Origin of the sequence: Halopolyspora algeriensis (genome assembly GCF_003337235.1) — a bacterium.
GTDB classification, from domain to species: Bacteria; Actinomycetota; Actinomycetes; order Mycobacteriales; family Pseudonocardiaceae; genus Haloactinomyces; species Haloactinomyces algeriensis.
The window spans coordinates 1-25,363 of record NZ_QPJC01000009.1 but is presented as its reverse complement, the minus strand read 5'-3'; the positions used below and the strand labels follow the sequence as shown (position 1 = coordinate 25,363).

Genomic DNA, 25,363 nt, shown 5'->3' with positions numbered 1-25,363 from the left:
CAAGCGTTCTGTCGCCGGTGGCGATTAACGTTGACCTTCGGCCCGGCATCAGCGGGCTCCCGATTCCCGATCGACCCCGAGAGGTGGCCTTCGCATGCCCGAGTCGTCAGTGCCCGCGGCGACGAGACCGGACTCGGCCGTCGGAACCACACGCCCCGGGCTGGTCATCGGGGTGCTGGTGCTGTCGGCCTTCATCATGATCCTCAACGAGACGATCCTGAGTGTGGCGCTGCCGCATCTGATCGGCGCGCTGGGCGTGGCCGCCACCACGGTGCAGTGGCTGACCAGTGGTTTTTTGCTGACGATGGCGGTGGTCATTCCGACCACGGGATACCTGCTGCAGCGGATCCCCCCGCGGCAGGTGTTCTTGGCCGCGATGACGCTGTTCAGCGTGGGAACGCTGGTCTGCGCGCTCGCACCGGGCTTCGTGGTGCTGCTGCTGGGGCGGGTGGTGCAGGCCGCCGGGACCGCGGTGATGGTCCCGCTGCTGATGACCACGGTGATGACGCTGATCCCGGAGCAGCGGCGCGGAGCGATGATGGGCAACATCTCGCTGGTCATCGCGGTGGCCCCGGCGATCGGGCCGATGATCGGTGGCCTGGTGCTGGCCAGGTTGGACTGGCGATGGATGTTCTGGAGCGTCCTGCCACTGGCCGTGGCTCTGCTCGCCGTGGGGTTCGTCCTGATGCGGCTGGAGGCCGAGACCAGCTCGGCGGCTCTCGACGTCGCCTCCGTGCTGCTCTCGGCGGTGGCGTTCGCCGGCATCGTGTACGGTTTTTCGGCCATCGGTGCGGCCGCTCAGGGCGGTGGGTCCATGCCTCCGTGGATTCCGATCCTGGTGGGTGTGGCCGCGCTCGTGGTGTTCGTGGCTCGCCAGCTGCGCCTGCAGCGAGCGGACCGGGCCCTGCTGGATCTGCGGCCCTTCACGCACCGCCAGTTCGTGGTGGCTGTCGTGCTGTCCGGGTTGATCTTCATGTGCCTGCTCGGGGCCGGGGCCATCCTGCTGCCGCTGTATCTGCAGAGTGTGCTCGGTGTGGGCCCGCGCACCACCGGTCTGGCGGTGCTGCCGGGTGGTTTGGTGCTGGGTCTGCTCGGGCGGCCGGTCGGGCGGTTGTTCGACCGGTTCGGGGCCCGGCCGCTGGTGGTCCCGGGCGCGGTGGGGATGGCGATCTCGCTGTGGCTGTTCGCCGCGCTGGGGTCCGGCGCCTCGCTCGCCGTGGTGATCGCGGTGCACATGCTGCTCATGGCCGCGCTCGGTCTGATGATGACACCGCTGCTGACCGAGGCGCTGGCCGTGCTGCCGAACGCGCTGTACTCGCACGGCAGCGCCATCATGACCACGCTGCAGCAGGTCGCCGGGGCCGCCGGGACCGCGGCGTTCGTGGCCGTGTCCGCTCTCGCCTCGACCGGTCCGTCCGGCGCTCCCGATGCCACCGGGATCCGGGCCGCGTTCGTCGTCGCGGGAGTCATCGGGCTTCTGGCCGTGGTGACGGCCCTGTTCGTCCGTGGCAAGCGCCCCGAGGCTCCGGGCCACGGCGGAGACGCGGAGATCGGGGGCGGTGAGACGTCGACATCGCTCGCCGGCCACCGATGAGCACCGGCTCAGGTGTGGTCGAGTTCGACGACGGTGATGCCGCTGTGCGTGGGGACCGGGTCGTTCATGGCCATCAGAGCTTCGGGAACGTCGTCGAGTCCGATGCGCCGGCCGATGAGCTGTTCCAGGTCGAGTCCGGCACCGGTGACCAGCCGCAGCATGTCCGGGTATTCATGAGCCTGCAGGCCGTGGGTGCCGACGATGCGCAGCTCCCGGGCGATCACCCGATGCATGGGAATGGCGGCCGCTCCCTGTTCGGGAGGCATCAATCCGAGCTGGACGTGGGTGCCGCGGGTGCGCAGTGCGGACACCGACGCGGCGCAGGTGTCGGGATGTCCGACGCAGTCCAGCGACACGTGTGCGCCGCCGCCGGTGACCTCGCGGACGGCCCGGGCCGTGTCGGGGATCTCGGTGCCGTTGATCGTGGCTGTCGCGCCCAGGTCGACGGCATGATCGAGCGCGTCGGAGGAGAGGTCGACGGCGACGACGTTGGCTCCGGCCGCGGCGGCGATGGTCACCGCCGAGATCCCGGCACCACCGCATCCGTGCACCGCGACCCACTGCCCTGCCTGTAGTTGTCCCTGGCGCAGCACCGCGCGGAAGGCGGTGGCGAACCGGCATCCCAGCGCGGCCGCGGTCGCCGAGCCGAGATGGTCGGGAAGGCCGACGAGATTGCTGTCGGCCCGCTCGATGGCGACCTGCTCGGCGAAGGAACCCCAGTGCGTGGCACCCGGCTGGAACTGGCGCTCGCACACCTGCTGGTGGCCCGCGGCGCACTGCGGGCACACCCCGCAGGCGCACACGAACGGCACCGTGACCCGGTCGCCGAGGTTCCAGCCGCGAACCCGGCTGCCCACGGCCGAGATCCGCCCTGCCAGTTCGTGCCCGGCCACGTGCGGCAGGGTGACGTCGGGATCGTGTCCCTGCCAGGTGTGCCAGTCGCTGCGGCACACTCCGGTGGCCTCGACCGCGATCACCACACCGTCCTCCGTCGGAACCGGGTCGGGCACCGTGCGCAGCCGTGGCTGCTCGCCGAACTCCTCGATCACGATGGCGCGCATGCTCCGGTTCCTTCCGACGTCGATGCCACCGGGCAGCCTAACCGCGGGCCGCCGACGGCGACCGATGGCGGGGTCGGGTTTGCCGGCTTGGTCAACCGGTGATCAGATCGAGTGTCGGTCGCGCAGTGCTTCCGGAAGGGCTCGGGCAGTGGCACGCGGTCGGTGGCTCGCAGGGGCTCGTCGACGCACTCGCGCGACGGTTGCGGTCTTACGGCAGTGGGAGCGTCTCGTGAACGTTCGTCTCTGCAGCCGGGTGAGGCCGTAGCGGGTCCCACCGCAAGCATGCGGGGCTCGGGTGCGGGGTGGTGGTGTCAGTCGGTGTCGGTGACGAGCACGCGGCCTCCGCCGTAGGCGGCGAGCTGGTGGTGGGCACGGGCAACGGCGTCGGCGGCGGTGCCGATGACCCGCGCGGTGTGCTGGCCGTCGGCACCGGTGATCTGCCAGGCATCGTCGGACAACGTCCGCGCGACGTGCCGGATGGGGCGCATCAGGCCATCACCGCCGCGCGAGGGTGCCACGGCGCCTCGATGGGTGCCGTGGCTGTGGTGGACTCCGTGTGGGGAGTGCTCACCGGGCCCGTGCTCGTTCCGGCTGCGTGCAGTGCGCGCTGCACGCGTGGCGTGGCGTTGATGATGTGCAGCGCACATCCGCGGTGTACGGCGTAGGTGTGCGCGGCGGCCAGCAGGTCCACGCCTGCGCTGTCGATGGTGGCGGCCGCGCCGAGGTTCAGGACCGTCTCCGGTGGCGCGGTCAGCAGGTGCGGCCAGAGCCGCTCGGCCAGCCCGGCAACGTCGGGGCCGGCGAGATCACCATGCACGGTGAACACAGCAGGCGTGGTGATCAGGGGGGACATGATGGCCCGCATGGGGGCTCCAATACGTTCGGAAGGATCTCGTCCTGGCGCGGACGCGGTGCGTCGCGGCTGCAGGCCGCAAGTAAGGGAAGGGGCGGGAGCCGTCCCGCTGTGCACGGACCGGCTCGACCGGGGAACAAGAGGGGTCTCGGTGCGCAGCACAGGCGGCGTGCTCGACGATCACGCGCCCTGCGGTGGGCAGCGGCGTCGCGGCGGCGCAGATGTGCTGCTGTGCTGGTGGATCGTCCGGCGCGGGGCCGTTACACCGCACGAGCGGGCGGGTGCGCCAGCAGCGCCCGGCCCCTGGCCCGCACACGAGGCGCGCGGGCCAGGGAGTGAGTCAGCGGGGTCTCAGACCGCGCGGACGAGCTCGGCTTGGGCGCCCTTGGGGCCCTGGGTGACGTCGTAGGTCACCTGCTGGTTCTCCTCGAGGGTGCGGAACCCCCTGCCGTCGATGGCCGAGTAGTGCACGAACACGTCCGGCCCGCCCGCGTCGGGAGCGATGAAGCCGAAGCCCTTCTCCGAGTTGAACCACTTCACGGTTCCCTGAGTCATGTGCGTCTCCATTCAGCAGCTGGGAGGGATCACGGGACGCCGCACCACGCGGCAGTCCCGGGCCGGGATCTCAGACGGCGGCCTACTCCAGCGACAACCAAAGACAGCAGCGCGCCCGCATCAACATCCTGCGAGCGTGCGCGAACACGAACCCAGAAACAACGACCACCCTGGACCCTACACGTTCCGCACGACCGTGATCACGCACCCTCCGCTGGTGCTGATCTCTGCTCGCTCGGAGCACACGGCGAGCCGATGCTCGCGCAGGCCGTGGCGACGGGTGCTACTCGGTGGCGGGAAGGTCGGAGGCGCGCAGTTCGAGGTAGGACTGTCCGTGGTGGAACCACACCTCGTGAGCCGCTCGTGGCGCATGGCCACCTCCCTACCGATGTGCCGGTGCTGCCCGCTCGGGGACGGCGCCGGGGCCCGGTAGCCACCTCGTTTACGTACTGAGGTGCTGCAGGAAGGTCATCGCGAACTGCGCTGGCCGAGTGCACACCCGATGTGTCTCGACATGCGCACCCTGATCGAGCACGCACGCACGAAGGTGACCGCGGCATGCATCCGACAAAAACCCGAGTCCGGTCCGGACAAGACCCGGCAGTCAGGTTCCGGCGGGGGCGAGGACGATGCCGAACCGGGCCCGGGCCCAGGACCGGTCACCGAGGTCCCGCCCGTCGGGGGTGGGGGTGCCCGGGTCCTGCTGGGTGAACTGCTTGATCAACGATTCCTTGACGCCGAAGACGCTGTCGCCGATGGCGATCTGCGGGTCACCGTCGACGAAGATGTGCGTGACGAGTGTGCGCAGATCGTCCGCGGTGACCATGAAGTGCAGGTGTGCGGCACGTACCGGCGAGCGGTCCACGGATTCGAGCATCGCGCCGACCGGACCGTCGTGCGGGATGGGGTAGGGCACCGGTGTCAGGCCCCAGAAGCGGTACTCGCCGTATTCCCTTCACCGGGTGCTGCCTGCGTGGGCGGCGCGCAGGAGTTCTTCCAGGTCGGCCCTGCTGACCGCTCGGGGATTCGTCTCGGGAACGACGGGCAGGATCTTCTCCGCGGCCTCGGGGATGTTCTCCTCGGCCAACCCGTAGTCCTGCAATGCCCGGGGCGCGTCCAGCGTGGCTCGCAGCGCGTTGAGGCCCTCGACGGCGGTGGCGCTGCCGAACGCCGCGGCGATGCGGGAGGCGGCTTCCGGCGCTGCGGCTGCGTTGAGCGCGAGCACGTACGGCAGCACGGTGGCGTGGGTTTCGGCGTGGGGCATGTCGTAGGCGCCACCGAGCACGTGGCAGATCTTGTGGTGCAGACCGGACCCGGCGGAGGCGAACGCCACCGCGGACAGATACGCCCCGTATAGGGCCTGTTCCCGTCCGGCCAGGTCCTGCGGGTCGTGTTTGATCGCGGGCAGACCGGCGGCGAGTGCGCGGATGCCCTCGGCGGCCAGGGCCCGGTTGATCGGGTCGGCACGCGGGGCCCACATCGAGTCGATGCAGTGCGCCATGCCGTTCAGGCCGGAGGCGATCGACAACTCCACCGGCAACGACAACGTCAGGGTGGCGTCGTAGATCACCGTGGTGGGCAGGACCTTGTCATCGACACCGGTGGTCTTGCGGGCCGACTCGGTCAACCCCCACACGTTGGTGGCTTCGGATCCGGCATAGGTGGTGGGCACGGCGACGATCGGCAGGCCGGTGGTCATCGCCACGGCCTTGGCCAGGCCGGTGGTCGATCCGCCGCCGATGCTCACCAGCAGGTCGATGCCGTTCTCGGTGGCGACGGTGCGGGCCTTGTCGGCCTTGTCGAGCGGAACGTGCGGGGCGACGTCGTCGTGGTGCACGGTCACGTCGATGTCTGCTGTGACGGTCTCGGCGAGGGCCGCTTCGCCGGGTGCGGCGATCACCATGACTCGCTCGGCGCCGAGCCGGTCCACTTCGGCAGCCAGGTTGTCCGCGGCGTGGCCTGCTGCGAACCGCACGCGCTGGCCGAGGGTGATGTGGTCGAAAACCAGGCTCATGGACATTCTCGCTTTCATTCGGCGGTGGCCGTCGCGCGGCCGTCGGCGGTCAGATGCAGTTCGTTCAGGATGGTCTCGAGATGGGAGCGCAGTCGTACTGGGTCCGCGGTTGTGGCGGCGACGTGGAAGTCCGGGCGCAGGATCACGAAGTCGGCGCCGATGTCGTCGAGCCAGTTCGCGTAGGCGCCTTCCACGTCGAGCACATCACAGTCGGAATCCTCGGTCCCGATCCGCACGCAGCGCCCGCCGAGCACGTTCCAAAGTCGCTGTTGTTCGGTGGTGAGGGCCTCCGGGCGCGCACCACGACCGAGGTGCACAGGGTCTCAACCCACATTCGCGCCGGCGTGTAGTGCCACGCCGTCGTGGGCGGCGACATCGGCGCGGAACCAGCCGGCTGCGTTGACGGTGTAGGTCGGGCCGGTGCATCCGGTGGCGGTGACCCTGCCGTGGAAAACATCGCAGTAGGTTCCCGCGGGCAGGGAGGTGTGGAACGAGCGGCCGGTCAACGCCGAATCCTCGTCGTTGAGGACGAGGTAACCGCGGTCGCCGCGGCCGAACGCGATGGAGTCGTTGCCGTTGTCCCACCACCCGGTCACCCCGGTGCCCTGGACGACGTTGTGGAATTCGACCATGTTGGCGATCCGTGGCTGCCGGTGCTCGCACTGCCAGGCCGCCGCGGAGCAGTCGACGTCCTCGGTGATGCCGGAGCCGGCGGTGGGCGGGCCCGCGTCGGGGTCGGAGAACGCGTAGCTGCTCATCACCCGCGGTGTGCCGTAGGGCCAGGCCAGCATGAAGGCGTTCGCCAGTTCGTGGGTACGCCCGTCGGCATGGGTCAGCACGTCGCCGTGCCGCTGGGTGTCGTGGTTGTCGGTGAACACCACGGCCTGCTCCGAGGGCAGCACCGAGGCGAAGGTCCGCAGATGGGCGAGCTTTTCGTGATCGAAGATCTTGGCCAGGTCACGTCCGTAGCGGAACTCGGTGACGTCGCCGTTGGCGGTGTATTCCTCGGGGGTGATCGGCTCGCCCGCGCCGTGGATCACCTCCTGGTAGAGGTAGACCGGTTCGGTGAGCCGGTCCTCGATCGCGGCGATGTCCGCAGCCGGGATGTGTTTGGCGGCGTCGATGCGGAAACCACATCGTGGGGAGCAGGGGCTGTTCCACGGCACTTCGGTAAGAGGTGTCGGGGTCATCGCCGTGGCACTGCTCTCCCGCGCCCACGCTCGGTGGCGGCGGTTCCACCGCCGCCACCTGCTCTACCGGGAAGGCCGACCCAGGTCCTCAGGCAACTCCCTGGACCTGTTTGCGCGCCCGAGCCCGCTCGAGGATCGCGGGCAGAACCTGGTGCACATCGCCGATGACCGCGTAATCCGCACGGGTCACCAGGGGGGCTTCGGGGTCGGTGTTGATCGCGAGAATGGACTTGGCTCCCATGCAGCCCACCCAGTGCTGGGTCGCGCCGCTGATGCCGCACGCGATGTAGAGGTCGGCGGCGATCTTCGTGCCCGTCAGACCGACCTGGTCACTGTGCGGCCGCCACCCGCTGTTCGTGGCCACCCGGGAACAGCCGACAGCACCGCCGAGCAGCTCGGCCAGCTCCTCCAGGCTCTCGAATCCTTCGGCGCTGCCGACCCCGCGCCCACCGGAGACAACCACCCGCGCCGTGGACAGTGCGACACCGGCACCGCGGGACTTGCGGTCGACGATCGTGCTGTGCACGAGAGTGTCGGTGCTTTCGGGGACGAACGAGTCGGTGGTGATTTGCTGAGGTATCGGCAGCTCGGCCGGTTCGACGGCGCCGGGCGTGAGGCTGACGAACTTGACCGCCCCGGCCAGTTCGGCGTCTTCGAGCAGCATCCCGCCACCGCGCACTCGGGTCAGGCTCCACTGTTGGCCCGCGTCCACCGTGACGCAGTTGCTGGCGAACGCTTCTCCCGTGCGCGCGGAAGCATGGGCCAGGACTTCGTTGCCCCACTCGCTTGCGGCCGCGATGACGCCGATGGCCCCGATGTGCCGGACCAGTTCGGCGAGGGCGGCGCCCCAGCACTCGGGTGAGTAGGCGTCCGCGAACGGCCCTTCGAGCAGGTGCAGTGTGGACACGCCGTACGCGCCCAGCGTGGCCGCGAACTCCCCGCGTGTCCCGAACGCGGCGGCATGTACGGGCACGTTCAGGTCCGTCGCGAGCCCGTGGGCAAGCGTGAGCGCTTCCTGGGAACCACCGGAAACGGCTCCCGAATCGTCTTCGACGAGGACGAGCAACATGGTTCACACCACTCCCTTCTCGGTAAGAAGGTCGACGACGGAGTCGGCCGCATCGGCGCCGTACCCGAGCACGACGGTCTCGTGTTGTTTCTCCGGGGGTTGGCGCAGTTGCACCGTGCGCAGGCCACCGGGGGCCGTTTTCGGTTGAACGGTGCGCAGGGGTGCTTTCTTCGCCCGAAGCCTGCCTTGAATGCTGGGATAGCGCGGAAGGTTGAGACCTTCCTTGACGGCGGCGACCGCAGGCAGCGGAGCTTGATACACCTCGACCCCGTCGGCGTTTTCCCGGTGCAGCAATACGTGGGTGCTCTCGTCGGCGACGTCGATGCCCTTGATACCGCCGACGACGGGGCGTTCGAGTGCGCACGCGACCCGGATGCCGACCTGGTAGTTGCCCACGTCCGCCGACTCGTTGCCGAACAGGATGAGATCGAAGTTCCCGTCCTCGGATTCCAACGTCCTGATCGTTTCCGTCAGCGCTGTCGCCGTGGCCTGCGGGTCGTGGGCACCGTGCTCGACGAGCACGCCGGCATTGGCCCCCATGGACAGCGCGTAGCGCAGTTGCTCTTCCGCCTCGGGGGGTCCCGCGGTGAGCACGGTGACATGGCCGCCGTGCTCGGCGACGAGCTGCACGGCCTCTTCGACGGCGCACTCCTCGTGAGGGCCGATGGTGAATCCGAGGTGGCGGGTGTCGATGTCCGTGCCGTCCTCGGTGATCAGGACCTTCCCCCCGGGGGCGGGGACACGCTTGATACAGACGAGTACTCGCATCGTGGTACCTCCGTCAGGCCTTCATACGTTCGTCGTCGGGGTCGAACAGCGGGGTACGCCCGGCTCGGGCGACCGTGACCGGGTAGCGCTCGCCCATGTACTCCACGAGCAGGCCGGTGCCTTCCGTCGCGTACGGAGCGGGGAGGTAGCCCATGAGCAGGTACTCGCCGAGCGTGGGAGCCGATCCGGCGCTGGTGACATAGGCGCCCCTGCCCTTGCTGTCGACGATCCGGTCGCCGGTCGTGGTCAGGATCGGCGAGTGCGCCTGCGGGTAGCGGCGCACCCCGGTGGAGTCGGTGTGGTCGTCCATCGTCAACGTGCACAATGTGGCCTCGGGGCCGTGTTCACGGGCCTTGAGATACGGCTCCTTGCCGATGAAGTCGGGCGATTTCACCTTCGGCAGGGCGAGTCCCGCTTCGACCGGGTTGTATTCGAGTTCGAGCTCGGCTCCCATGAGCCGGTAGCCCTTCTCCAGCCGGCCCGTCGTGCCGTACACACCGATGCCCGCGGGCACGACGCCGTGTTCGCGGCCCGCTTCGAACAGCGCGTCCCACAGTCGCAACCCCTGCTCGAACGGGGCGTGGAGCTCCCACCCGAGGTCGCCGACGTAGGAGATCTTGAGGGCGAGAGTGGGCACTCCGTCCACAGTGATGTGCTGCGCCGTGCCGAAGGGGAACGCCTGCGACGACACGTCGTCCTCGGTGACCGCGGACAGGACGTCGCGAGCGCGCGGACCCCAGAGCCCGATGGTGCACACCGCTGAGGTCACATCGGCGAACGCGACCGATCCGTCCTCGGGAAGGTGGTCGGTGAACCACTTCTTGTCGCGCGCGCCGTCCGCCCCACCTGTGATGATGCGGAAGGAATCCGTGCCGAGCCGGATGATCGTCAGGTCGCTGCGGAAGCCGCCGTAGTAGTCCAGGATCGGCGTGTAGATGGCCTTGCCGACGTCCTTGTCCACCTGGGCGAGGGCCATGCGCTGCAGGTAGTCGACGGCGCCGGGACCGGAGACATCGAACTGCGCGAAGGCCGTCAGGTCGATCATGGCGACGCGTTCGCGCATGGCGAGATGCTCGGCGTTGATGATCGGCGACCACCAGCGCGCATCCCATTCGTGCGGACGGTCGCTGATGCGGTCGGCGTACTCCTCGAGCAACGGCCTGTTCGACTCGTACCAGTGCGGCCGCTCCCATCCGCCGACTTCGAAGAACGTGGCTCCCAGTTCGACTTCGCGGGGGTGGAACGGGGAGAGCCGTTGCCCGCGGTTGGATTCCCACTGCTCGTTCGGGTGCACGATCCCGTAGATCTTGTTGAATCCCTCGTCGGCGCGTGCCCGGACGTGCGTCGTGGTGCGCTGGTTCGGGTAGAAGCGGGCGATGTCCGCGCTGTGCAGATCGATCTCGGTGCTGCCGTGGGTCATCCACTCGGCGAGCAACCTGCCGACCCCGGGACCTTCCTTGATCCAGACGGAGGCCGCCGACCACAGTCCCTTCACCTCCGGTGTCTCACCCAGCAGTGGACCGCCGTCCGGTGTCAACGACAGCAGCCCGTTGATGGAGTGCCGGATCCCCGCCCCGGGCGTGTTCAAGATCTGCGGGAACAGCTCGAGGGCGTCTTCCATCTGCGGGTCGAAGTCTTCCTGGGTGAACGGCAACTGAGTGGGCGAGAGCTGTGCTGCCTCGTACGACGGGATGTCGTCGGGCTCGTGCATGATCGCCCGGTGTGCGTAGGAGCCGATCTCGAGGTCGGCACCACTTTGCCGCTCGTACATGAGCGGGTCCATGTCGCGCACGATCGGGTAGCCGATTTCGGAGTGGGTCTGTTCCAGCTCCGGGATGGGGCCGACGTCGATCAGCTGATGCACGACCGGGACGAGCGGGATTCGGGCGCCGGCCATCTGCGCGATGCGCGGGCTCCAGACTCCGCAGGCGACGACGACCGTGTCGGTGTCGATGTCGCCGCGGTCGGTGCGGACCTTCGACACCCTGCCGCGCTGCGTGTCGATGCCGGTGACTTCGGTGTTGGCCGACACGGTCAGTGCTCCGAGCGCTTGGGCCTGTTCCCGCATGAGCGCTCCGCTCTGCAGGGGGTCGACCACCGCGACCGAGGGGGTCCAGAAACCGAGCTTGACGATGCTCGAATCGAGGAACGGAACGAGTTCTGCCACTTTCGCGGGGCTGATGAGCTCGGAATGGATGCCCCACGCCGTCGCCGAGGCCATGCGGCGCTTGAGCTCTTCGGCGCGTGCCTCGCTGCGGGCGATTTCGATGCCGCCCGATGTGGTCATCGTGCCCAGCTTCTCGTACTGGTGCATCGAGTCCACGGTGATCGCGGTGATCTCCTTGGAGTGGTCGACGGGGAAGATGAAGTTGGAGGCGTGCCCGGTCGAACCTCCGGGGTCGGGCAGGGGCCCTTTGTCCAGCAGCACGATGTTGCGCCAGCCGGCTTGCGCGAGGTGGTGGGCCACCGAGTTGCCCGCGATTCCTGCACCGATGACGACGACGTCGGCGCTGCCAGGCAGTGTGTTCATGGGGACTCCAATCGGGTTGTTGTGACGGTCGGATGCGTCAGAGCACTGCCCGTATCTCCTGGTCGAATCCGACGACGTGGTCGCGCGGATCCAGCTGGATCGGTGGCCTGCAGCCGGAGCCGGCTGTGCGTGCGTCGAGTTTGTCCAGCGCGCTCACGATGGCGCTGTGGTCGTCGTCGTCGTTCGATCGTCGTCTCCGGCCGGATCTGCAGGGGGATCAGCCGGTCTCGGAGCGGGGAGCACGTCCTCTCGCCGAGGCTGCGCACGTTGCTGCAGCCAGGATCGAGCGCGATCGGGTCGGGCAGTGGAGGGCTGCCCGACGAGGAACGTACGTTTGTGATCTTCATCACAATGCGATGATAAATATAGCATGCCTCATGCGCAACGCGTTGCTTCATTTGAAACTGAATCACATTCTGTTGCTCGGGCAAGCTCTCGAGGTGCGCGAGTCGTCGATGGTCTCGGCGGTCGCCTCGGTGGACGGCCGTGGCCGAGCGCTCGGTGGTGCGCGCGCCGGGTCGGCGCCTGGGGAAGCGGCTGCGGTGCTCTCCGCTGTAGCGAGGTCATTGTGGTGCGACCGAACCCGGACGTCCTGGTCACGATGGTCGGGCAGGGGCGTTGCCGAAGCCATCTGGTGTTCGCGGCTGCCGTGGCTGACCATTCGTGCAAGGCGCAACCGTCATACGGCCTCGCTGCGAGGGGGCAAGATGAGTGAGGGCTTCGACGCGATCGTGATCGGTATGGGGCCCGGCGGCGAAGTGGTCGCCTCCCGGCTGCTCGACGCCGGCCGGCGAGTGGCGGTCATCGAGCGGGAACTCATCGGTGGGGAGTGCGGCTATTGGGCCTGCATCCCGTCCAAAACTCTGCTGCGGCCGACCGAGGCCCGCGGCGAAGCCGACCGCGCCGCGGGCTTGCAGCAGCCCGCACTGGACTGGGTGGGTGTGCGGGGCCACCGCGACACGATGATCCGGCACCTCGACGATTCCCAGCAGGTCGAGAGTTACCGTGCTCGCGGGGCACGTGTCGTTCAGGGCCCGGCACGGCTGGCCGGGCCCGGGCAGGTGGAGGTCAACGGGCAGCAGCTCCGCGCCGAGCACGTCATCCTGGCCACCGGCTCCGAGACCGCTTCCCCGCCGATCGAGGGTCTTGGCGATGTGACGGTGTGGACCAACCGGGAGGCCACCACGCTGCACGAGATCCCCGAACGTGCCGTGCTCATCGGAGGCAGCGCCGTCGGCATCGAACTCGGCCACTTCCTCGCCCGCATGGGCACGGCCGTGACCATCGTGCAACGCGGTCCTCGCCTGCTGGGCCGCGAAGAACCCCGCGTGGGAGAACTGGTCGCCGCTCACCTCGCCGACGAGGGCATCGACATACGCACGGACACGCAGGCTCGGCGCACCTACCGTGACGGCACCGACACGGTCGTCGAGCTCGACGACGGCGCCGCGGTACGGACCGACGTGATCGTGCTCGCCGCGGGGCGACGCGCCCGCCTCGACGGTCTCGGCCTGGACAGCGTCGGCATCACGGGCGACCACAGCGGCGTGGACGTGGACGAGCGCTGCCGGGTGACCGACGGCCTGTGGGCCGTCGGCGACCTCACCGGCGTGTCGCTGTTCACCCACCTCGCCCAGTACCAGGGACGCGTGGTCGCCGACAACATTCTCGGTCACGACCGCATCACCAACTACACGGCCATCCCGCGGGTCGTGTTCACCGACCCCGAGATCGCCGCGGTCGGTCTCACCACCGCCCAAGCCCGCGAACGCGGCATCGACGTCGCCACCACCGAGCTCGACCTGACCCAGGTCCTCGCCCGGCCCTGGACGTATGAAACCGACCCGCGCGGCACTCTCGGCCTGCTCGCCGACCGCCGACGCCAGGTCCTCATCGGTGCCTGGGCAGTGGCACCGCTGGCCGAGGAGTGGATCCATCAGGCCGCCCTGGCCATCCGCGCCCGGATCCCCCTCGAGACGCTGCTCGACACCATCCCCCAGTTCCCCACCTACAGCGAGGCCTACCTCAAGGCCCTCGAAACTCTCCAGGTCTGAGGCACCGTTGGCGGACCTTGCCTTCGAGGCACGGTCGGTCCTGGCCTGTTTCCCGCCGCGCGCGGGTGGGTCGTGTCAGCGTTTTTGGCGGCGGCTACCGCCGTGCCAGTCCTCCTGTGTGCCCACGTCGTCCTCGCCGACTCCGAGCGCGCGCAGTTGCGGACGCTCACGCAGGCTGCGCTTCAGCTCGGCGAAACCGGGAAAGCGGGCCAGGCCGATGACGTGGTCCCAGAGCTCGAGGGCCTGTTCGTCGCCGGGCAGGCGGCTGATCACCGGTCCGAAGAAAGCCACGCCCGTGGGAGGCTCGAAGTGCAGAATCGGCGTGCCGACGTCCTTACCGGTCAGCGCCAGCGCCTCGTCGGTCTCGGCGCGGATCTCCTCGTCCCGGCCGGCGTCGTCCAGCGCGTCGGCGAGCTCGCTCGGCAGTCCTGCCTCGGCCAGGACCGGCTCCACGAACTCGCGGGTGCCGCGGTACCCGTGGTCCGTGGCGGTGTCGGGCACCGGCTCCCGGTCGAAGATGTGGTCCCCTAGCGCGGTGTACAGGAGGGCGACGGCGTCGCGTCCGTGCTCGGCACGGGTGCGAGCCGCCATCCGCAGCAGCCGCAGCCCTGCGGTGTGGCCCGCCTCGTATTCGGGTGGGAACTGCGCGTCGTAGTCGACCGTGGCGTTGACCAGCCGTAGCGAGATGAACCGCCAGTCCACCGTGTAGCCGCGCTGGGCCTGCACCGTGCGCACCCACTTGCTGGTCATCCAGCAGAACGGGCACACCGGGTCGAAGTAGAAATGGATGTCCGCATCGGCCATCGGCACAGACTAACCCGGCTCCACCGGCACGGGCGGACCGAAACGGCTCAGGCGCCGGTCCTCGGCTTCCTCGCTGCCACCGGCTGCACATCACGAGCGTGCTTGGCATGCTCCTGCGGTGAAGGTCGGGCCTGGTCCAGCGAAGCCGTTCCCGCAGCGCGCACGTGGCCGGTCCCGTCCGAATCGTCGGGCAGGACTGGCCGTGCGAGGTGGTTTCGTGTCTGTGTTGAATCGCAACGTGTGGACGGTGACACGGGCGGGTGCACGAGGATTGGTCGCAGCAATGGCCATGACGGGCATCCGTACGGTGACCGCGAACGTCGGTCTTGTGGGACAGAGTCCGCCGGAGGCGATTGTCGACAGGCACGCCCCGGCCGGTATCCAACGGCTCCCGCAGCAGCACCGTACCGCGCTGACCGAGTTGGCCCACTGGTCATACGGTGCGACCGGCGGCGTGGTGTTCGGCATGCTTCCGCCGCGGATGCGGGCCTACCCGGGCATCGGTCCCGTCTACGGATTGGCCATCTGGGCGAGCTTCGAAGCCGGCATCGCGCCGCTGCTGGGTGTGCAGCGTGCCAAGCAGACCAGGACACTGAGCCGCGCCCTGATCGCGGCCGACCATGTCTTGTACGGCATCGTCGTCGCTGGGCGGCTGGCTCCCGAACCACAGGTGATCGCTCGCAAGCACCGCAGCAGATCCCCATCGTGGATTGCTGGGCACTGTGAACAGTGAGCGAGGAGGAGGGGCGCGAAGTCGACGAGCGCAGTCCCTTTGAGCGCCTCTGATGCCGTGTGCTGATGATTCTTCCGCGTGTTGACATGCTCGAGCGGGAAAGCGGGTACTCGTGCGCTGAGTCACTTCAGCTCCTGGTGTTCCGAGCACGCAAGGCACTCAACGTCCGGGGAGATGGTTCGATGGCCACGACAGTGCCCCCTTCGCAGAAGACGCGATCCGGCGGCGCGCCCGCTGCGATCGTCGAACGCCCACATCCACGAAGCGAAATCGTTCTGATCGCCCTGTTCACCGTCACGCCGTTGCTGGCCTTACTGGCTGCTGTGCCCGTCGCGTGGGGCTGGGGGCTGGGGTGGGTGGATGTCGGCTTGGCTCTGTTCTTCTACGGTGTGAGCTGCCTCGGGGTGACGATGGGCTTTCACCGCTACTTCACGCACCGGTCGTTCAAGGCTCGAAAGCCGCTCCGCATCGCGCTGGCCGTGGCGGGCAGTTTCGCGGTGCAGGGGCCGGTGATCCAGTGGGTGGCCGACCATCGCCGTCACCACGCCTACGCCGACAAGGAAGGCGATCCGCACTCGCCGTGGCTGTACGGCACCGGGCCGGTTGCTTTGGTCCGCGGGTTCTGGCACGCCCACATGGGTTGGTTCTTTCAGCGGAATCAGACCAACAGGAAGAAATTCGCTCCCGATCTGCTCGCCGACCGTGGGATCGCCCGGGTCAACAATTTGTTTCCGGTGTTCACCCTGGCGACGCTGATCCTGCCCGCGCTGCTGGGTGGGCTGCTCACCTGGTCCTGGTGGGGCGCACTGACGGCTTTCTTCTGGGCCGGTCTCGTGCGGGTCGGCGTGCTGCACCACGTCACCTGGGCGGTCAACTCCATCTGCCACATGGTTGGCGAACGTCCGTTCGCCTCCCGCGACAAGGCGGCCAACTTCTGGCCGCTGGCCATCGCGTCCTTCGGCGAGTCCTGGCACAACTCCCACCACGCCGACCCGACCTGCGCCCGCCACGGAGTCGGCCGCGGCCAGCTCGACATCTCGGCCCGCGTGATCTGGGTGCTGGAAAAGCTCGGCTGGGCGTATCAGGTTCGCTGGCCCACGCCGCAACGCCTGGCCAAGCGCACCCCGCAGCGCGGGTAACCGCGCTCGTGAGCGAGTGGGCCCACCGCACGGCTATCGACCCCGTCGGCAAGCGTGCTGGGCGTGGGGACTATCGGTGGGGTTGTGCGGAGCGGTTCCTCGGGATTTCCCGAGTTCGTGTTCGTGCACTACTCGTCGATCATCCGCCGCCGTTGAGCGCCTCGTCCAGCGCGGTCACCTTCGCCCGCAGGAACTCGCGGGAGACACCCGCCTTGGCTTCGACGGCATCGAAGCCGTGGTAGGCGCCGGGCACCACGTGCAGCGTGCACGGCACGCCGGCGTGCTGCAGCCGCTCGGCGTAGGTGAGGTCCTCGTCGTGGAACAGGTCGTTGGTACCGACGCCGAGCCAGGCCGGCGGCAGTCCGGAGAGATCGGTGTATCGGGCCGGTGCGGCCAACGGTGGCACATCGCCGTTGGCCGCCGGACCGAGGTAGGCGCGCCACCCGAAGCGGTTGCTGTTCTGGTTCCACACGCGCAGCCGACGTGGGTCGATGTCGGTGCGTGCCGTGGTCCGGTCGTCCAGCATCGGATACGACAGCAGTTGCAGCACCGGGTGCACCTCATCGCGTTCCTTGGCCAGCAGCGCCAGCGCGGCGGCCAGACCACCGCTGGCACTTTCACCACCGATCGCGATGCGCGCCGGGTCGATGCCGGGCTGCTCGGCCAGCCAGCGCAGCCCGGCGTAGCAGTCCTCCAGCGGCGCCGGGAACGGGTGCTCCGGGGCCAGCCGGTATTCCACCGAGGCCACCACGGCGCCCAGCCGGTTGGCGAAGTGGCGGCAGCGGCGGTCCTCCATCGCGGCGGTGCCGAGGACGTACCCACCGCCGTGGATCCACAGCAGCCCCGGTGCAGGACGCCGGGCCGAGGCAGGCCGGAACACACGCACCGACACGTTCGCGTCGACCGGTACGACCTGCGCATTCGACCGTGCGTCGCCCCGGACGAACTTCGTGAGCTTGCGAATCACGGGCAGGCTGCGCGGGCCAACCGCCGCGCTCGGCAGGAACCGTGCGAGGCGCAGATCGGGATGGAAGGTGTTCTCCGGCATCGTCGTCCTCTTCCCGCCGTTGTGGGCCGACCGGTCGCAGGGGGTGTCATTCTGCCGGTTGAGGCGCGCAGTTCCACCCGTCTAGGACTCCTCGGAGGTGGTGCGGTAGCGATGCTCCGGGCGTCCGGCGCCGCCGTACTGCAGCCGCAGCTGAGCCCGGCCGGTGTCGACGAGGTATTCCAGATAGCGGCGTGCGCTCACCCGGGACAGACCGGCGCGCGCCGCGGTTGCGGCCGCGGACAGCTCGTCGCCGGCGTCGTCGAGGACGCCGGCGACGACATCGCAGGTCGCCGCGGACAGCCCTTTGGGCAGCGGACGATTCCCGGGTGCGTGCAGCGAGCCGAACAGCTGATCCACCTCGTCCTGGCCGGCTTCACCGGTGTGCTCCAGCCGGCGGCGGGCATCGGCGTACCGATCGAGCCGTTCGCGCAGTGCGGCGAAGGTGAAGGGCTTGATCAGGTAGTGCACCACGCCGCCCTGCATCGCCTCGCGGACGGCATCGACACCTCGCGCCGCCGTCACCGCCAGCACATCAACCGGCACACGCTGATGCGTACGCAGCCGCCGCAGTACCTCGAGCCCGGAGAGATCGGGCAGGTAGATGTCCAGCAGCACGAGATCCGGACGCAGCCTCTCGACAGCGTCCAGGGCGGCCGTTCCGGTATGTGCTTCGCCCACCACCGTGAAACCCGGCACGCGTTCGACGTAATCGCGGTTCACGCGGGCGACCATGAAGTCGTCGTCGACGACGAGGACCCGGATCATGCACCCACCCCCGAACCCACCGGCTCGTCCGCGCCGTCGCCGGACGGTGCCTCGGTCCGCGCGTGCGGGAGGAACGCGGTGAACACCGCGCCTTCCTCGTTGTGGACGTCGGCCCAGCCTCCCCGGCGTATGCAGGCCTGCCGGGTCAGGGCCAGCCCGAGGCCGCGGCTGCCCGCGGAACGGGCGACCTTGGTCGTGAAGCCCTGGCTGAACACTTCCCGTGCCAGCTCGGGTGCCACGCCGGGGCCGGAGTCGCGGACCCGCACGAGTGTGCCGTCGTCGCCGCGCCGCACCAGGACCTCCACCCAGCCGCCGGCCGTGTCGAGTGCTTCCAGCGCGTTGTCGGTGAGATTGCCGACGACGGTCAGCAGCGCCGACACGTCCGGATCGTCGCCGGCGCAGAAGCGGGTGCCTTCGGCAATGCGCAGTTCCGCGCCGCGCTCGGCGGCTGCTGCCGACTTCGCCACGAGCAGAGCGGCCAGCGCGGGTTCGCTGATGCGTCCGGACACCTGATCGGCGAGGCGCTCGTGCGCGGCCGTGGTGCGACTGAGGAACTGTTTTGCCTCGTCGTACTCCTCGAGTTCGAGGAGGCCCGCCACGGTGTGCAGTTTGTTGAAGAACTCGTGTCCCTGAGCTCGCAGTGCGTCCGTGGTGCTGCGAGCACCGTCCAGCTCCCGGGTCAGCGTGTCCAACTCCGTGCGATCGCGCAGCGTGATCACCGTGCCGGTGTCCTCACCACGGACCCGGACGGGCATCCAGTTGAGGGCGAGCACGCGCCCGCGCCGCAACACCACCTCGTCCGGGTCGTGGGCGGCTCCGCTGAGCACGTCCACGAGCCGGTCGGGCAGCTGTAGTTCCGTCAGTTCCCTGCCGAGACATCGTTGCGGCAGGTCGAGCAAGCGACGTGCCTCGTCGTTGACGAGGGTGACGCGTCGCTGGTCGTCGAAACCGATGACGCCCTCGCGGATACCTTCCAGCATCGCCTCCCGCTGTTCGACGAGCCGGCCGATCTCGGCGGGCTCCAGTCCGAATGTCTGCCGCTTGACGCGCCGGGCCAGCAGCGCCGCTGCGCTCGCACCGAGCAGCAGGGCCCCGCTGAGGTAGATGAGGATGTCGGGGACGTTGCGCCACAACTGCTCGACGACGTGCTCGGTGAGGATGCCCACCGAGACCAGGCCGAGGATCGTGCCTTCATCGCCGTAGATCGGAACCTTGGCGCGCACGGAGCGGCCGAGCGTGCCGGTCTGCACCCCGATGTAGGTGTGCCCGGCGAGCGCCGGACTCGGATCCGTGGACAACGGCCTGCCGATTTTCCACGGATCTGGATGGGCATGGCGGATCCCCCGGTTGTTGGCGACGACGACGAAGGTCGCCTCCGAGGCTTGCCGGACGGCCTCGGCGATCGGCTGGATGGTTGCCGAGGGCTTCGGGTCGTCGAACGCGTGGCGGATGGCGGGCATGGCGGCGACGGACTCCGCGATCGCGAGACAGCGCTGACCGTGATACCGGTCGAGCTGCTGGCGGGCGCGGTAGACGGTGACCGCCGCGCCCGCACCGACCGTGATCGCCAGGATCACGAGCTGCACGATCAGCATCTGCGTGGCCAGCGACAATCGGCACCGCCGCGCGGCTCGGCCCACTGCTGGCTGCACTGCTCCTCCCGAAGTCGAGTGAGCCGCACGATACCGCCGGCCGGCAAGGAGAGGTCGTGACCAAAACGACCTTTACGTATCCAATGACCGCAATGTCGACGGCTGCCGCATGAGGCCGCAGAGTCCGGCGCATCGCAAACAGTGGCGTGCAGAGCCCTGAGGAGAGGAGCCTCATGCGTATCAGACGTTCCCGGCCGGCGGCCTTTGTCGCGGCAGCGTGTGCGCTCGCGCTGACGCTGGCTGGCTGCGGCGGAGCCGCCGGGGGAGGCAGCGGAGAAGGATCCGGCGGCGTAGCGCTCGATCGCCTGCGGATCATGGCGCCCGCATCACCCGGTGGGGGCTGGGATCTCACGTCCCGCACCGCTCAGCAGTCGATGGAGAAAGCAGGAGTCGCCGACACGGTCGAGGTGTTCAACGTGCCCGGCGCGGGCGGCACCATCGGTCTTTCCCGGCTGGCGGGTGAGCGGGGCAACGGCAACCTGCTGATGACGACCGGGCTGGTCATGGTCGGCGCGGTCCAGACCAACGATTCCCGGCACACACTGCGGGATGTCACCCCGATCGCGCGGCTCACCAGTGCCTACGAGGTCATCGTGGTGCCCGCGGACTCCCCGTACAAGAACCTCGGCGACCTCATCGCCGCCTGGAAGAAGGATCCGGGCAGCGTGGCGATCGCGGGAGGCTCGGCCGGCGGTGTGGACCAGATCCTGGCCGGACTGCTGGCCCAGAAAGCCGGTGTCGACCCGACCAAGGTCAACTACGTCGCCTTTTCCGGTGGCGGCCAGTCGCTGGCCGCCATCCTCGGCGGCAAGGTCGATGCGGGCATCTCCGGTCTGGCCGAATACATCGGTCAGATCAAGGCGGGCAAGCTGCGGGCACTGGCCGTCTCCAGCCCCACGCCGATGGAGGGCATCGACATCCCCACCATCAAGCAGGCCGGGGTGGATCTGTCGCTGGCGAACTGGCGCGGTTTCGTGGCACCACCGGGTTTGAAGCCGGACGAAAAACAGGCGCTGATCCAGGCCGTGGAGAAGATGCACGGCACCGAGCAGTGGCAGCAGGCGCTGGAGAAGAACAACTGGAAGGACAGCTTCACCACCGGTGAGGAGTTCAAGGCCTTCCTGGACGGCGAGCGCAAGCAGGTCACGAGCGTGCTGAAGGATCTGGGCCTGGCATGAACAACGAGTGGCTGCGCGGCCGGGCCGAGCTCGGTCTGGCCGCGCTGGTCGTCCTGATCGGCGGCCTGGTCCTGGTCAACACGGCGACGCTCGAAACACCGGCAACGGTCAACGTTGTGGGGCCCCGGGTCTTTCCCACCGTCGTGGGTGCTGTGCTCCTGGGGATCGGTGTCTGGCTGGGCATCGACGTGCTGCGTGGTGGGCACGGCGAGCCGGACGCGGGCGAGGACGTCGACCTGTCCCGCCCCAGCGACTGGCGAGCGGTGGCCTCCGTCGGCGCCGCCTTCTTCACCCATGTGGCGCTGCTGCGCATCACCGGATGGCTGATTGCCGGAGCCGTGCTCTTCTGGGGCGTCGCGGTCGCTCTCGGCGCCCGCCGATGGCTGCGGGCAGCCGGGGTGGCCATCGTCCTGTCCACGGTCGTCTACCTCGTCTTCTCCCACCTTCTCGGCGTATCGCTGCCTGCCGGGGTGTTCGAGGGGGTGTTGTAGGTGGATTCCCTCGAGTTGCTGCTGCAGGGGTTCGCGACCGCGATCTCTCCGATGAACCTGCTCTACGCTCTCGTCGGGGTGACGCTGGGAACCGCCGTGGGGGTGCTTCCCGGGATCGGTCCGGCGATGGCCGTGGCACTTCTGCTGCCGGTGACCTTCACGCTCGATCCGGTCAGCGCGTTCATCATGTTCGCGGGGATCTACTACGGCGGCATGTACGGCGGCTCGACCACGTCGATCCTGCTCAACACGCCCGGTGAGAGTGCCTCGATGATGACCGCGCTCGAAGGCAACAAGATGGCGCGCAAGGGGCGGGGCGCGCAGGCGCTGGCCACCGCGGCGTTGGGCTCGTTCGTGGCCGGGCTCATCGCCACGGCCGCCCTCGCGTTCGCGGCTCCGCGCATTGTGGACATCGCATTGTCCTTCGGACCCGCGGAGTTCTTCGCTCTCATGATGCTGGCCTTCGCCACCGTCTCGGCCGTCCTGGGCGGGTCGCTGGTACGGGGGCTGGCCTCGCTTGCCCTCGGGCTGACGATCGGGCTGATCGGCATCGACAGCCAGACCGGCCAACCGAGGTTGACCTTCGGGGTGGCGCAGCTGCTCAACGGTGTCGATGTGGTGATCGTGGCGGTCGGGCTCTTCGCCGTGGGGGAAGCGCTGTGGGTGGCCTCCCGGCTGCGCCAATCGGGTCACGGCGTGATCCCCGTCGGCCGACCGTGGTTGAATCGCTCCGACCTCGCCCGCTCCTGGAAACCGTGGCTTCGGGGGACGGTACTGGGCTTTCCGCTCGGCTCCCTGCCTGCCGGTGGCTCGGAGATACCGACGTTCCTGTCCTACAGCCTCGAAAAGCGGCTCGCCCGGCGCCGCAAGGAGTTCGGGCACGGCGCGATCGAAGGGGTCGCGGGTCCGGAAGCCGCCAACAACGCGTCGGCCACCGGGGTGCTCGTGCCGCTGCTGACTCTCGGTCTGCCCACTTCGGCGACCGCGGCGATCATCCTGGCGGCCTTTCAGCAGTACGGGTTGCAACCGGGACCCTTGCTGTTCGACAAGGATCCCGTCCTGGTGTGGGGACTCATCGCGAGCATGTTCATCGGCAACGCGATGCTGCTGGTGCTCAATCTCCCGCTGGCTCCCGTGTGGGCGCGCGTGCTGAAGATCCCCCGGCCCTACCTGTACGCGGGCATCGTGCTGTTCGCCGCTCTCGGAGTCTATGCCGTCAACGCGCAGCTGGTCGATCTCGTCGTGCTGTTCGTGCTGGGCGCTCTCGGTGCCGTCATGCGGCGCTTCGGCGTGCCGCTGGCGCCCGCGGTCATCGGGGTGATCCTGGGCCCGCTCGCGGAGCGGCAGCTGCGACGGGCGCTTGCGATCTCGCAGGGGGACTACACGGTACTTGTGGACAGTCCCATCTCGATCGGTCTGCTCGGTGTGGCGGCGTTGATGCTGCTGGTGCCGGTTGTCGGCCGGTTCCTTCGACGCCGCATCGACCGCGGTGAGCAGACCGGATCGCAGGAGCGTGCCGAGGCCCCGGCCGGTGAGGAGCCCTGAAGGAAGCCGGGGCCGGAACGAGTCGGGCACCACACCGGCGGCAGGCGTGCGGGAGGAGCCCGTGGACGGCGGCGCCGAGGGCACGCTGCACCCTCGGCGCCGCCGTCGCCGGTGGTCGCCGTGGATACTGGAGCGGCGTCGGGGACCGGTACTGGGCTGCTTGGCCGCCGGAATGCCGGGCGCCACGCTTTGCCGCGAGGTGGATCGAGCAGAGGACGAGGTAGTGGCGAGGACGAGCAGCGGGAGCGATTCCGGCCGGGCCGTGCGGCCGCGCAATCGTCGGGACCTCATCACGGCGGCAGCGTCGGAGTTGTTCCATCGGCAGGGTTATGCCCAGGTCGGTATGAGCGACATCGCCAAGGAGGTCGGCGTCCGGCCGTCGGCGCTGTACCGCCATGTCGACGGTAAGCAACAGCTGCTGGCGCGTGCGGTGCTCGGTGAGCTGCGCCCGTTCCTGGATCTGCTGGATGGTGTGCATGCCGGGAATGCCGACCGTGTGGTGGTGCGCCTGGCCGCGATGGCTCTCGAGCATCGCCGGCTCGGGGTTCTCTGGCAGCGGGAAGCACGCAACGTCACCGGGCAGGCTCGGGAGGAGCTCAAGGAAGCACTGCGCCGTGTCGCTTCGGGGCTCGGCGATCTCACGCGTGCCCATCATGACGGGCTCAGCGCGGAGGACGCCCGCTTTCGGGGTTGGTGCTTGTTCAGTACGGTGACCAGCCCGTCGTATCACCGCCTGGATCTGCCGAGAGCCGATTTCGAGGTGCTGCTGGCCGAGATGGTGCGGGCGGTGATCGAACGCCCCGTGATCGCGGCCCCTTCCACGGTGAACGAGGCAGGTGCGGTGCCGGGGAACGTGGCCCGGCACCGTGTCGCCCGGCGCGGGCTGCTGCTGTCGGCGGCGACCCGGCTGTTCGCCGAGCGTGGGTACGCGGCCGTGACCATCGAGGACATCGGTGCCGCGGTCGGCATCACCGGTCCGAGCGTGTACAGCCACTTTGCCAGCAAGCAGGACCTCCTGGCGAGCGTGATCGCGCGAGGGGAGGCGTGGTTGGAGGTCGAGCTCGAACGGACGTTGGCCGGCGCGCACGATGCTGTCGACGCGCTCGGTGCGTTGATGCGGCTGTATGCCGGATTCGTTTCCGACGAGAGCGGGTTCATCGACATCCTGGTGGGCGAAGTCGACCACCTGCCTGCTGCGGAACGTCACCGGGCGCGTCAGATTCAGCGTGAGTACGTGACCGAGTGGGTGGCTCTGCTGCGTGAGGCCCGTCCGGAGCTCGATGATTCGGCCGCGGGCATCCTCGTTCACGGAGCACTGACTGTCGCCAACGACATGGCTCGAACCGGAGCTTTGCGCGACATCGATGCGGTCGTCGGTGTCGGAAGGTCGTTGCTGTTCGACGTGTCCGCCCGGTTGTGGAGCGACGGCCCTGTATCGTCCGGCGCCACTTCGTGACCGCTCCGGTCGTGGTGCTACCACTGCGGCAAGATGGGCCTATTCATTGTTCACCTAGTGAATAAAACTGCAGGTGATGACAGCTACGAGCAGTGGCAGAACCTAGTGTCGAATCACTTGCATGTTGACGGGCGCGGGTGTTGCGGCTACTGTCCGGCAAAGAGCTTCGCGGCGGTGGCTGAGGCGATTCTTCGGGCATGCAGCACCGGTGTGCGGGTGCCGGCGGCGCATTGTGCGGTTGCGTCACCAACGGTGGGTTCGTCCTGCGGCCCCGTGCGCACGACACGAAGGGTCGACGAGGACCTGGAGAAGAGCGCTCCGCCTCGACCGGGTCGTTCGTGCACGGCAGGGGAAGCCGAAGAGGAGAACTGTGATGGGCTCACTGTGCAGCTGCTTGTGCAATCAGGCAGGACATGTAGGACAGTGCCAGGAGATTGCCGAATCCGGGCTGTATCTGCCGGATGGTCAACCGCGCATCCGCCCGATCGGTGTTGTGTGCCGCCCGTGCTATCAGGCCGCGCTTGGTCGCCCCCGTGATCCCCGCAAGGCGGTGCCGGCCGGTGTTCATGCCGGTGTCAGCCGCTGGCTTCGGTCCACGCGCGAAGAGAGCAGAGTACGCGGCTAGTTCGGCGCCGTTTCCGGGAAGGCCACGTCCGCACCGTATTCGACGATCGGTGCCGGCACGTGGCCGCGACAGTGAGTGAGAGCGAGGAACCTTGGTCGAGAGGACCGGTGACCAGAACGCCATGAGCACCGCGGGTGGTTCGGCTGCGCGATTGCGCAAGGTGTTGGTGGCGAATCGCGGTGAGATTGCGGTGCGGGTGGTGCGGGCCTGCGCCGATGAGGGGATTGCCAGTGTGGCGG

Annotated in this window: 23 protein-coding genes and 1 pseudogene; 9 read left to right on the top strand and 15 right to left on the bottom strand. The window is 68.7% G+C overall.

The annotated features are described in order from the left end of the window. Positions 1-94 precede the first annotated feature (94 nt). A complete protein-coding gene (locus DFQ14_RS14195; protein WP_114453768.1) occupies positions 95-1,594 on the top strand; it encodes an MDR family MFS transporter in 1,500 nt (499 codons plus the stop codon). Positions 1,595-1,602: 8 nt separating this feature from the next. On the opposite strand, the gene DFQ14_RS14190 is transcribed toward DFQ14_RS14195, so the two are convergent. The 11 genes and pseudogenes from DFQ14_RS14190 to DFQ14_RS14140 form a co-directional block, all read right to left on the bottom strand. Further along, positions 1,603-2,655 carry a zinc-dependent alcohol dehydrogenase family protein gene (locus DFQ14_RS14190; protein ID WP_114453767.1) on the bottom strand — a complete coding sequence of 351 codons (1,053 nt, stop codon included), beginning with the start codon at positions 2,653-2,655 and terminating at the stop codon, positions 1,603-1,605. A 311-nt stretch (positions 2,656-2,966) separates the two neighbouring features. Continuing rightward, a complete protein-coding gene (locus tag DFQ14_RS14185; protein ID WP_114453893.1) occupies positions 2,967-3,143 on the bottom strand; it encodes a DUF2188 domain-containing protein in 177 nt (58 codons plus the stop codon). After that, positions 3,143-3,520, bottom strand: a complete 378-nt coding sequence (locus DFQ14_RS14180) for an STAS domain-containing protein (RefSeq protein ID WP_114453766.1) — start codon at positions 3,518-3,520, stop codon at positions 3,143-3,145. Before DFQ14_RS14180 ends, DFQ14_RS14185 begins: the two co-directional genes overlap by 1 nt. Before the next feature lie 339 nt (positions 3,521-3,859). After that, the gene (locus DFQ14_RS14175; protein ID WP_114453765.1) at positions 3,860-4,063 is read right to left on the bottom strand and encodes a cold-shock protein; all 204 of its coding nucleotides are present in this window, start codon (positions 4,061-4,063) and stop codon (positions 3,860-3,862) included. Between the two features lie 604 nt (positions 4,064-4,667). Then, positions 4,668-5,015: pseudogene (locus tag DFQ14_RS14170) on the bottom strand (dioxygenase family protein); the annotation flags it as partial. A gap of 3 nt (positions 5,016-5,018) precedes the next feature. Further along, positions 5,019-6,077, bottom strand: coding sequence for a maleylacetate reductase (locus DFQ14_RS14165; RefSeq protein WP_114453892.1), 1,059 nt, complete (start codon positions 6,075-6,077; stop codon positions 5,019-5,021). A 14-nt stretch (positions 6,078-6,091) separates the two neighbouring features. After that, positions 6,092-6,280, bottom strand: coding sequence for a hypothetical protein (locus DFQ14_RS21670; RefSeq protein WP_141921334.1), 189 nt, complete (start codon positions 6,278-6,280; stop codon positions 6,092-6,094). Positions 6,281-6,400: 120 nt separating this feature from the next. Then, the gene (locus DFQ14_RS14155) at positions 6,401-7,267 is read right to left on the bottom strand and encodes an alpha amylase C-terminal domain-containing protein (RefSeq protein ID WP_114453763.1); all 867 of its coding nucleotides are present in this window, start codon (positions 7,265-7,267) and stop codon (positions 6,401-6,403) included. Between the two features lie 88 nt (positions 7,268-7,355). Continuing rightward, positions 7,356-8,336 (bottom strand): electron transfer flavoprotein subunit alpha/FixB family protein, encoded by a 981-nt coding sequence (locus DFQ14_RS14150; RefSeq protein WP_114453762.1) that lies wholly within the window; start codon positions 8,334-8,336, stop codon positions 7,356-7,358. Between the two features lie 3 nt (positions 8,337-8,339). Beyond that, positions 8,340-9,104, bottom strand: a complete 765-nt coding sequence (locus DFQ14_RS14145) for an electron transfer flavoprotein subunit beta/FixA family protein (RefSeq protein WP_114453761.1) — start codon at positions 9,102-9,104, stop codon at positions 8,340-8,342. A 13-nt stretch (positions 9,105-9,117) separates the two neighbouring features. Next, a complete protein-coding gene (locus DFQ14_RS14140; RefSeq protein ID WP_114453760.1) occupies positions 9,118-11,634 on the bottom strand; it encodes a GcvT family protein in 2,517 nt (838 codons plus the stop codon). A gap of 707 nt (positions 11,635-12,341) precedes the next feature. On the opposite strand from DFQ14_RS14140, the gene DFQ14_RS14135 reads away from it, so the two are divergent. After that, a complete protein-coding gene (locus tag DFQ14_RS14135; protein WP_114453759.1) occupies positions 12,342-13,688 on the top strand; it encodes a dihydrolipoyl dehydrogenase family protein in 1,347 nt (448 codons plus the stop codon). A gap of 75 nt (positions 13,689-13,763) precedes the next feature. On the opposite strand, the gene DFQ14_RS14130 is transcribed toward DFQ14_RS14135, so the two are convergent. Then, on the bottom strand, positions 13,764-14,492 hold the full coding sequence (locus DFQ14_RS14130) for a DsbA family protein (protein WP_114453758.1): 729 nt from the start codon (positions 14,490-14,492) through the stop codon (positions 13,764-13,766). A gap of 217 nt (positions 14,493-14,709) precedes the next feature. On the opposite strand from DFQ14_RS14130, the gene DFQ14_RS14125 reads away from it, so the two are divergent. Further along, complete coding sequence (locus DFQ14_RS14125) at positions 14,710-15,225, top strand: hypothetical protein (protein WP_141921335.1); 516 nt, start codon at positions 14,710-14,712, stop codon at positions 15,223-15,225. A 182-nt stretch (positions 15,226-15,407) separates the two neighbouring features. Further along, on the top strand, positions 15,408-16,364 hold the full coding sequence (locus DFQ14_RS14120; protein ID WP_114453891.1) for an acyl-CoA desaturase: 957 nt from the start codon (positions 15,408-15,410) through the stop codon (positions 16,362-16,364). A gap of 139 nt (positions 16,365-16,503) precedes the next feature. On the opposite strand, the gene DFQ14_RS14115 is transcribed toward DFQ14_RS14120, so the two are convergent. The 3 genes from DFQ14_RS14115 to DFQ14_RS14105 all read right to left on the bottom strand — a co-directional run bounded on the left by DFQ14_RS14115 (position 16,504) and on the right by DFQ14_RS14105 (position 19,829). Beyond that, the gene (locus tag DFQ14_RS14115) at positions 16,504-17,412 is read right to left on the bottom strand and encodes an alpha/beta hydrolase (RefSeq protein ID WP_114453756.1); all 909 of its coding nucleotides are present in this window, start codon (positions 17,410-17,412) and stop codon (positions 16,504-16,506) included. Between the two features lie 81 nt (positions 17,413-17,493). Beyond that, positions 17,494-18,177 carry a response regulator gene (locus DFQ14_RS14110; protein ID WP_114453755.1) on the bottom strand — a complete coding sequence of 228 codons (684 nt, stop codon included), beginning with the start codon at positions 18,175-18,177 and terminating at the stop codon, positions 17,494-17,496. Further along, entirely contained in the window at positions 18,174-19,829 is a 1,656-nt protein-coding gene (locus DFQ14_RS14105; RefSeq protein WP_246195636.1) for an ATP-binding protein, read from the bottom strand. The genes DFQ14_RS14110 and DFQ14_RS14105 overlap by 4 nt, the downstream gene beginning before the upstream one ends. A 173-nt stretch (positions 19,830-20,002) precedes the next feature. Between DFQ14_RS14105 and DFQ14_RS14100 the strand changes: the two genes are divergently transcribed. From DFQ14_RS14100 to DFQ14_RS14075, 5 genes are all read left to right on the top strand, one after another. Beyond that, on the top strand, positions 20,003-21,007 hold the full coding sequence (locus DFQ14_RS14100) for a Bug family tripartite tricarboxylate transporter substrate binding protein (RefSeq protein WP_114453754.1): 1,005 nt from the start codon (positions 20,003-20,005) through the stop codon (positions 21,005-21,007). Continuing rightward, complete coding sequence (locus DFQ14_RS14095; RefSeq protein ID WP_114453753.1) at positions 21,004-21,498, top strand: tripartite tricarboxylate transporter TctB family protein; 495 nt, start codon at positions 21,004-21,006, stop codon at positions 21,496-21,498. The genes DFQ14_RS14100 and DFQ14_RS14095 overlap by 4 nt, the downstream gene beginning before the upstream one ends. Beyond that, positions 21,499-23,043 carry a tripartite tricarboxylate transporter permease gene (locus tag DFQ14_RS14090; protein ID WP_114453752.1) on the top strand — a complete coding sequence of 515 codons (1,545 nt, stop codon included), beginning with the start codon at positions 21,499-21,501 and terminating at the stop codon, positions 23,041-23,043. Positions 23,044-23,266: 223 nt separating this feature from the next. Continuing rightward, positions 23,267-24,499, top strand: a complete 1,233-nt coding sequence (locus tag DFQ14_RS14085; RefSeq protein ID WP_246195637.1) for a TetR/AcrR family transcriptional regulator — start codon at positions 23,267-23,269, stop codon at positions 24,497-24,499. A 746-nt stretch (positions 24,500-25,245) separates the two neighbouring features. Beyond that, positions 25,246-25,363: biotin carboxylase N-terminal domain-containing protein (locus DFQ14_RS14075; RefSeq protein WP_147275572.1), on the top strand; the 118-nt coding region annotated here is incomplete at its 3' end.

Coding starts and splice junctions, on each gene's coding strand:
- DFQ14_RS14195 (WP_114453768.1), top strand. CDS start 95: ATGCCCGAGTCGTCAGTGCCCGCGGCGACGAGACCGGACTCGGCCGTC.
- DFQ14_RS14190 (WP_114453767.1), bottom strand. CDS start 2,655: ATGCGCGCCATCGTGATCGAGGAGTTCGGCGAGCAGCCACGGCTGCGC.
- DFQ14_RS14185 (WP_114453893.1), bottom strand. CDS start 3,143: ATGCGCCCCATCCGGCACGTCGCGCGGACGTTGTCCGACGATGCCTGG.
- DFQ14_RS14180 (WP_114453766.1), bottom strand. CDS start 3,520: ATGCGGGCCATCATGTCCCCCCTGATCACCACGCCTGCTGTGTTCACC.
- DFQ14_RS14175 (WP_114453765.1), bottom strand. CDS start 4,063: ATGACTCAGGGAACCGTGAAGTGGTTCAACTCGGAGAAGGGCTTCGGC.
- DFQ14_RS14165 (WP_114453892.1), bottom strand. CDS start 6,077: ATGAGCCTGGTTTTCGACCACATCACCCTCGGCCAGCGCGTGCGGTTC.
- DFQ14_RS14155 (WP_114453763.1), bottom strand. CDS start 7,267: ATGACCCCGACACCTCTTACCGAAGTGCCGTGGAACAGCCCCTGCTCC.
- DFQ14_RS14150 (WP_114453762.1), bottom strand. CDS start 8,336: ATGTTGCTCGTCCTCGTCGAAGACGATTCGGGAGCCGTTTCCGGTGGT.
- DFQ14_RS14145 (WP_114453761.1), bottom strand. CDS start 9,104: ATGCGAGTACTCGTCTGTATCAAGCGTGTCCCCGCCCCCGGGGGGAAG.
- DFQ14_RS14140 (WP_114453760.1), bottom strand. CDS start 11,634: ATGAACACACTGCCTGGCAGCGCCGACGTCGTCGTCATCGGTGCAGGA.
- DFQ14_RS14135 (WP_114453759.1), top strand. CDS start 12,342: ATGAGTGAGGGCTTCGACGCGATCGTGATCGGTATGGGGCCCGGCGGC.
- DFQ14_RS14130 (WP_114453758.1), bottom strand. CDS start 14,492: ATGGCCGATGCGGACATCCATTTCTACTTCGACCCGGTGTGCCCGTTC.
- DFQ14_RS14120 (WP_114453891.1), top strand. CDS start 15,408: ATGGCCACGACAGTGCCCCCTTCGCAGAAGACGCGATCCGGCGGCGCG.
- DFQ14_RS14115 (WP_114453756.1), bottom strand. CDS start 17,412: ATGCCGGAGAACACCTTCCATCCCGATCTGCGCCTCGCACGGTTCCTG.
- DFQ14_RS14110 (WP_114453755.1), bottom strand. CDS start 18,177: ATGATCCGGGTCCTCGTCGTCGACGACGACTTCATGGTCGCCCGCGTG.
- DFQ14_RS14100 (WP_114453754.1), top strand. CDS start 20,003: ATGCGTATCAGACGTTCCCGGCCGGCGGCCTTTGTCGCGGCAGCGTGT.
- DFQ14_RS14095 (WP_114453753.1), top strand. CDS start 21,004: ATGAACAACGAGTGGCTGCGCGGCCGGGCCGAGCTCGGTCTGGCCGCG.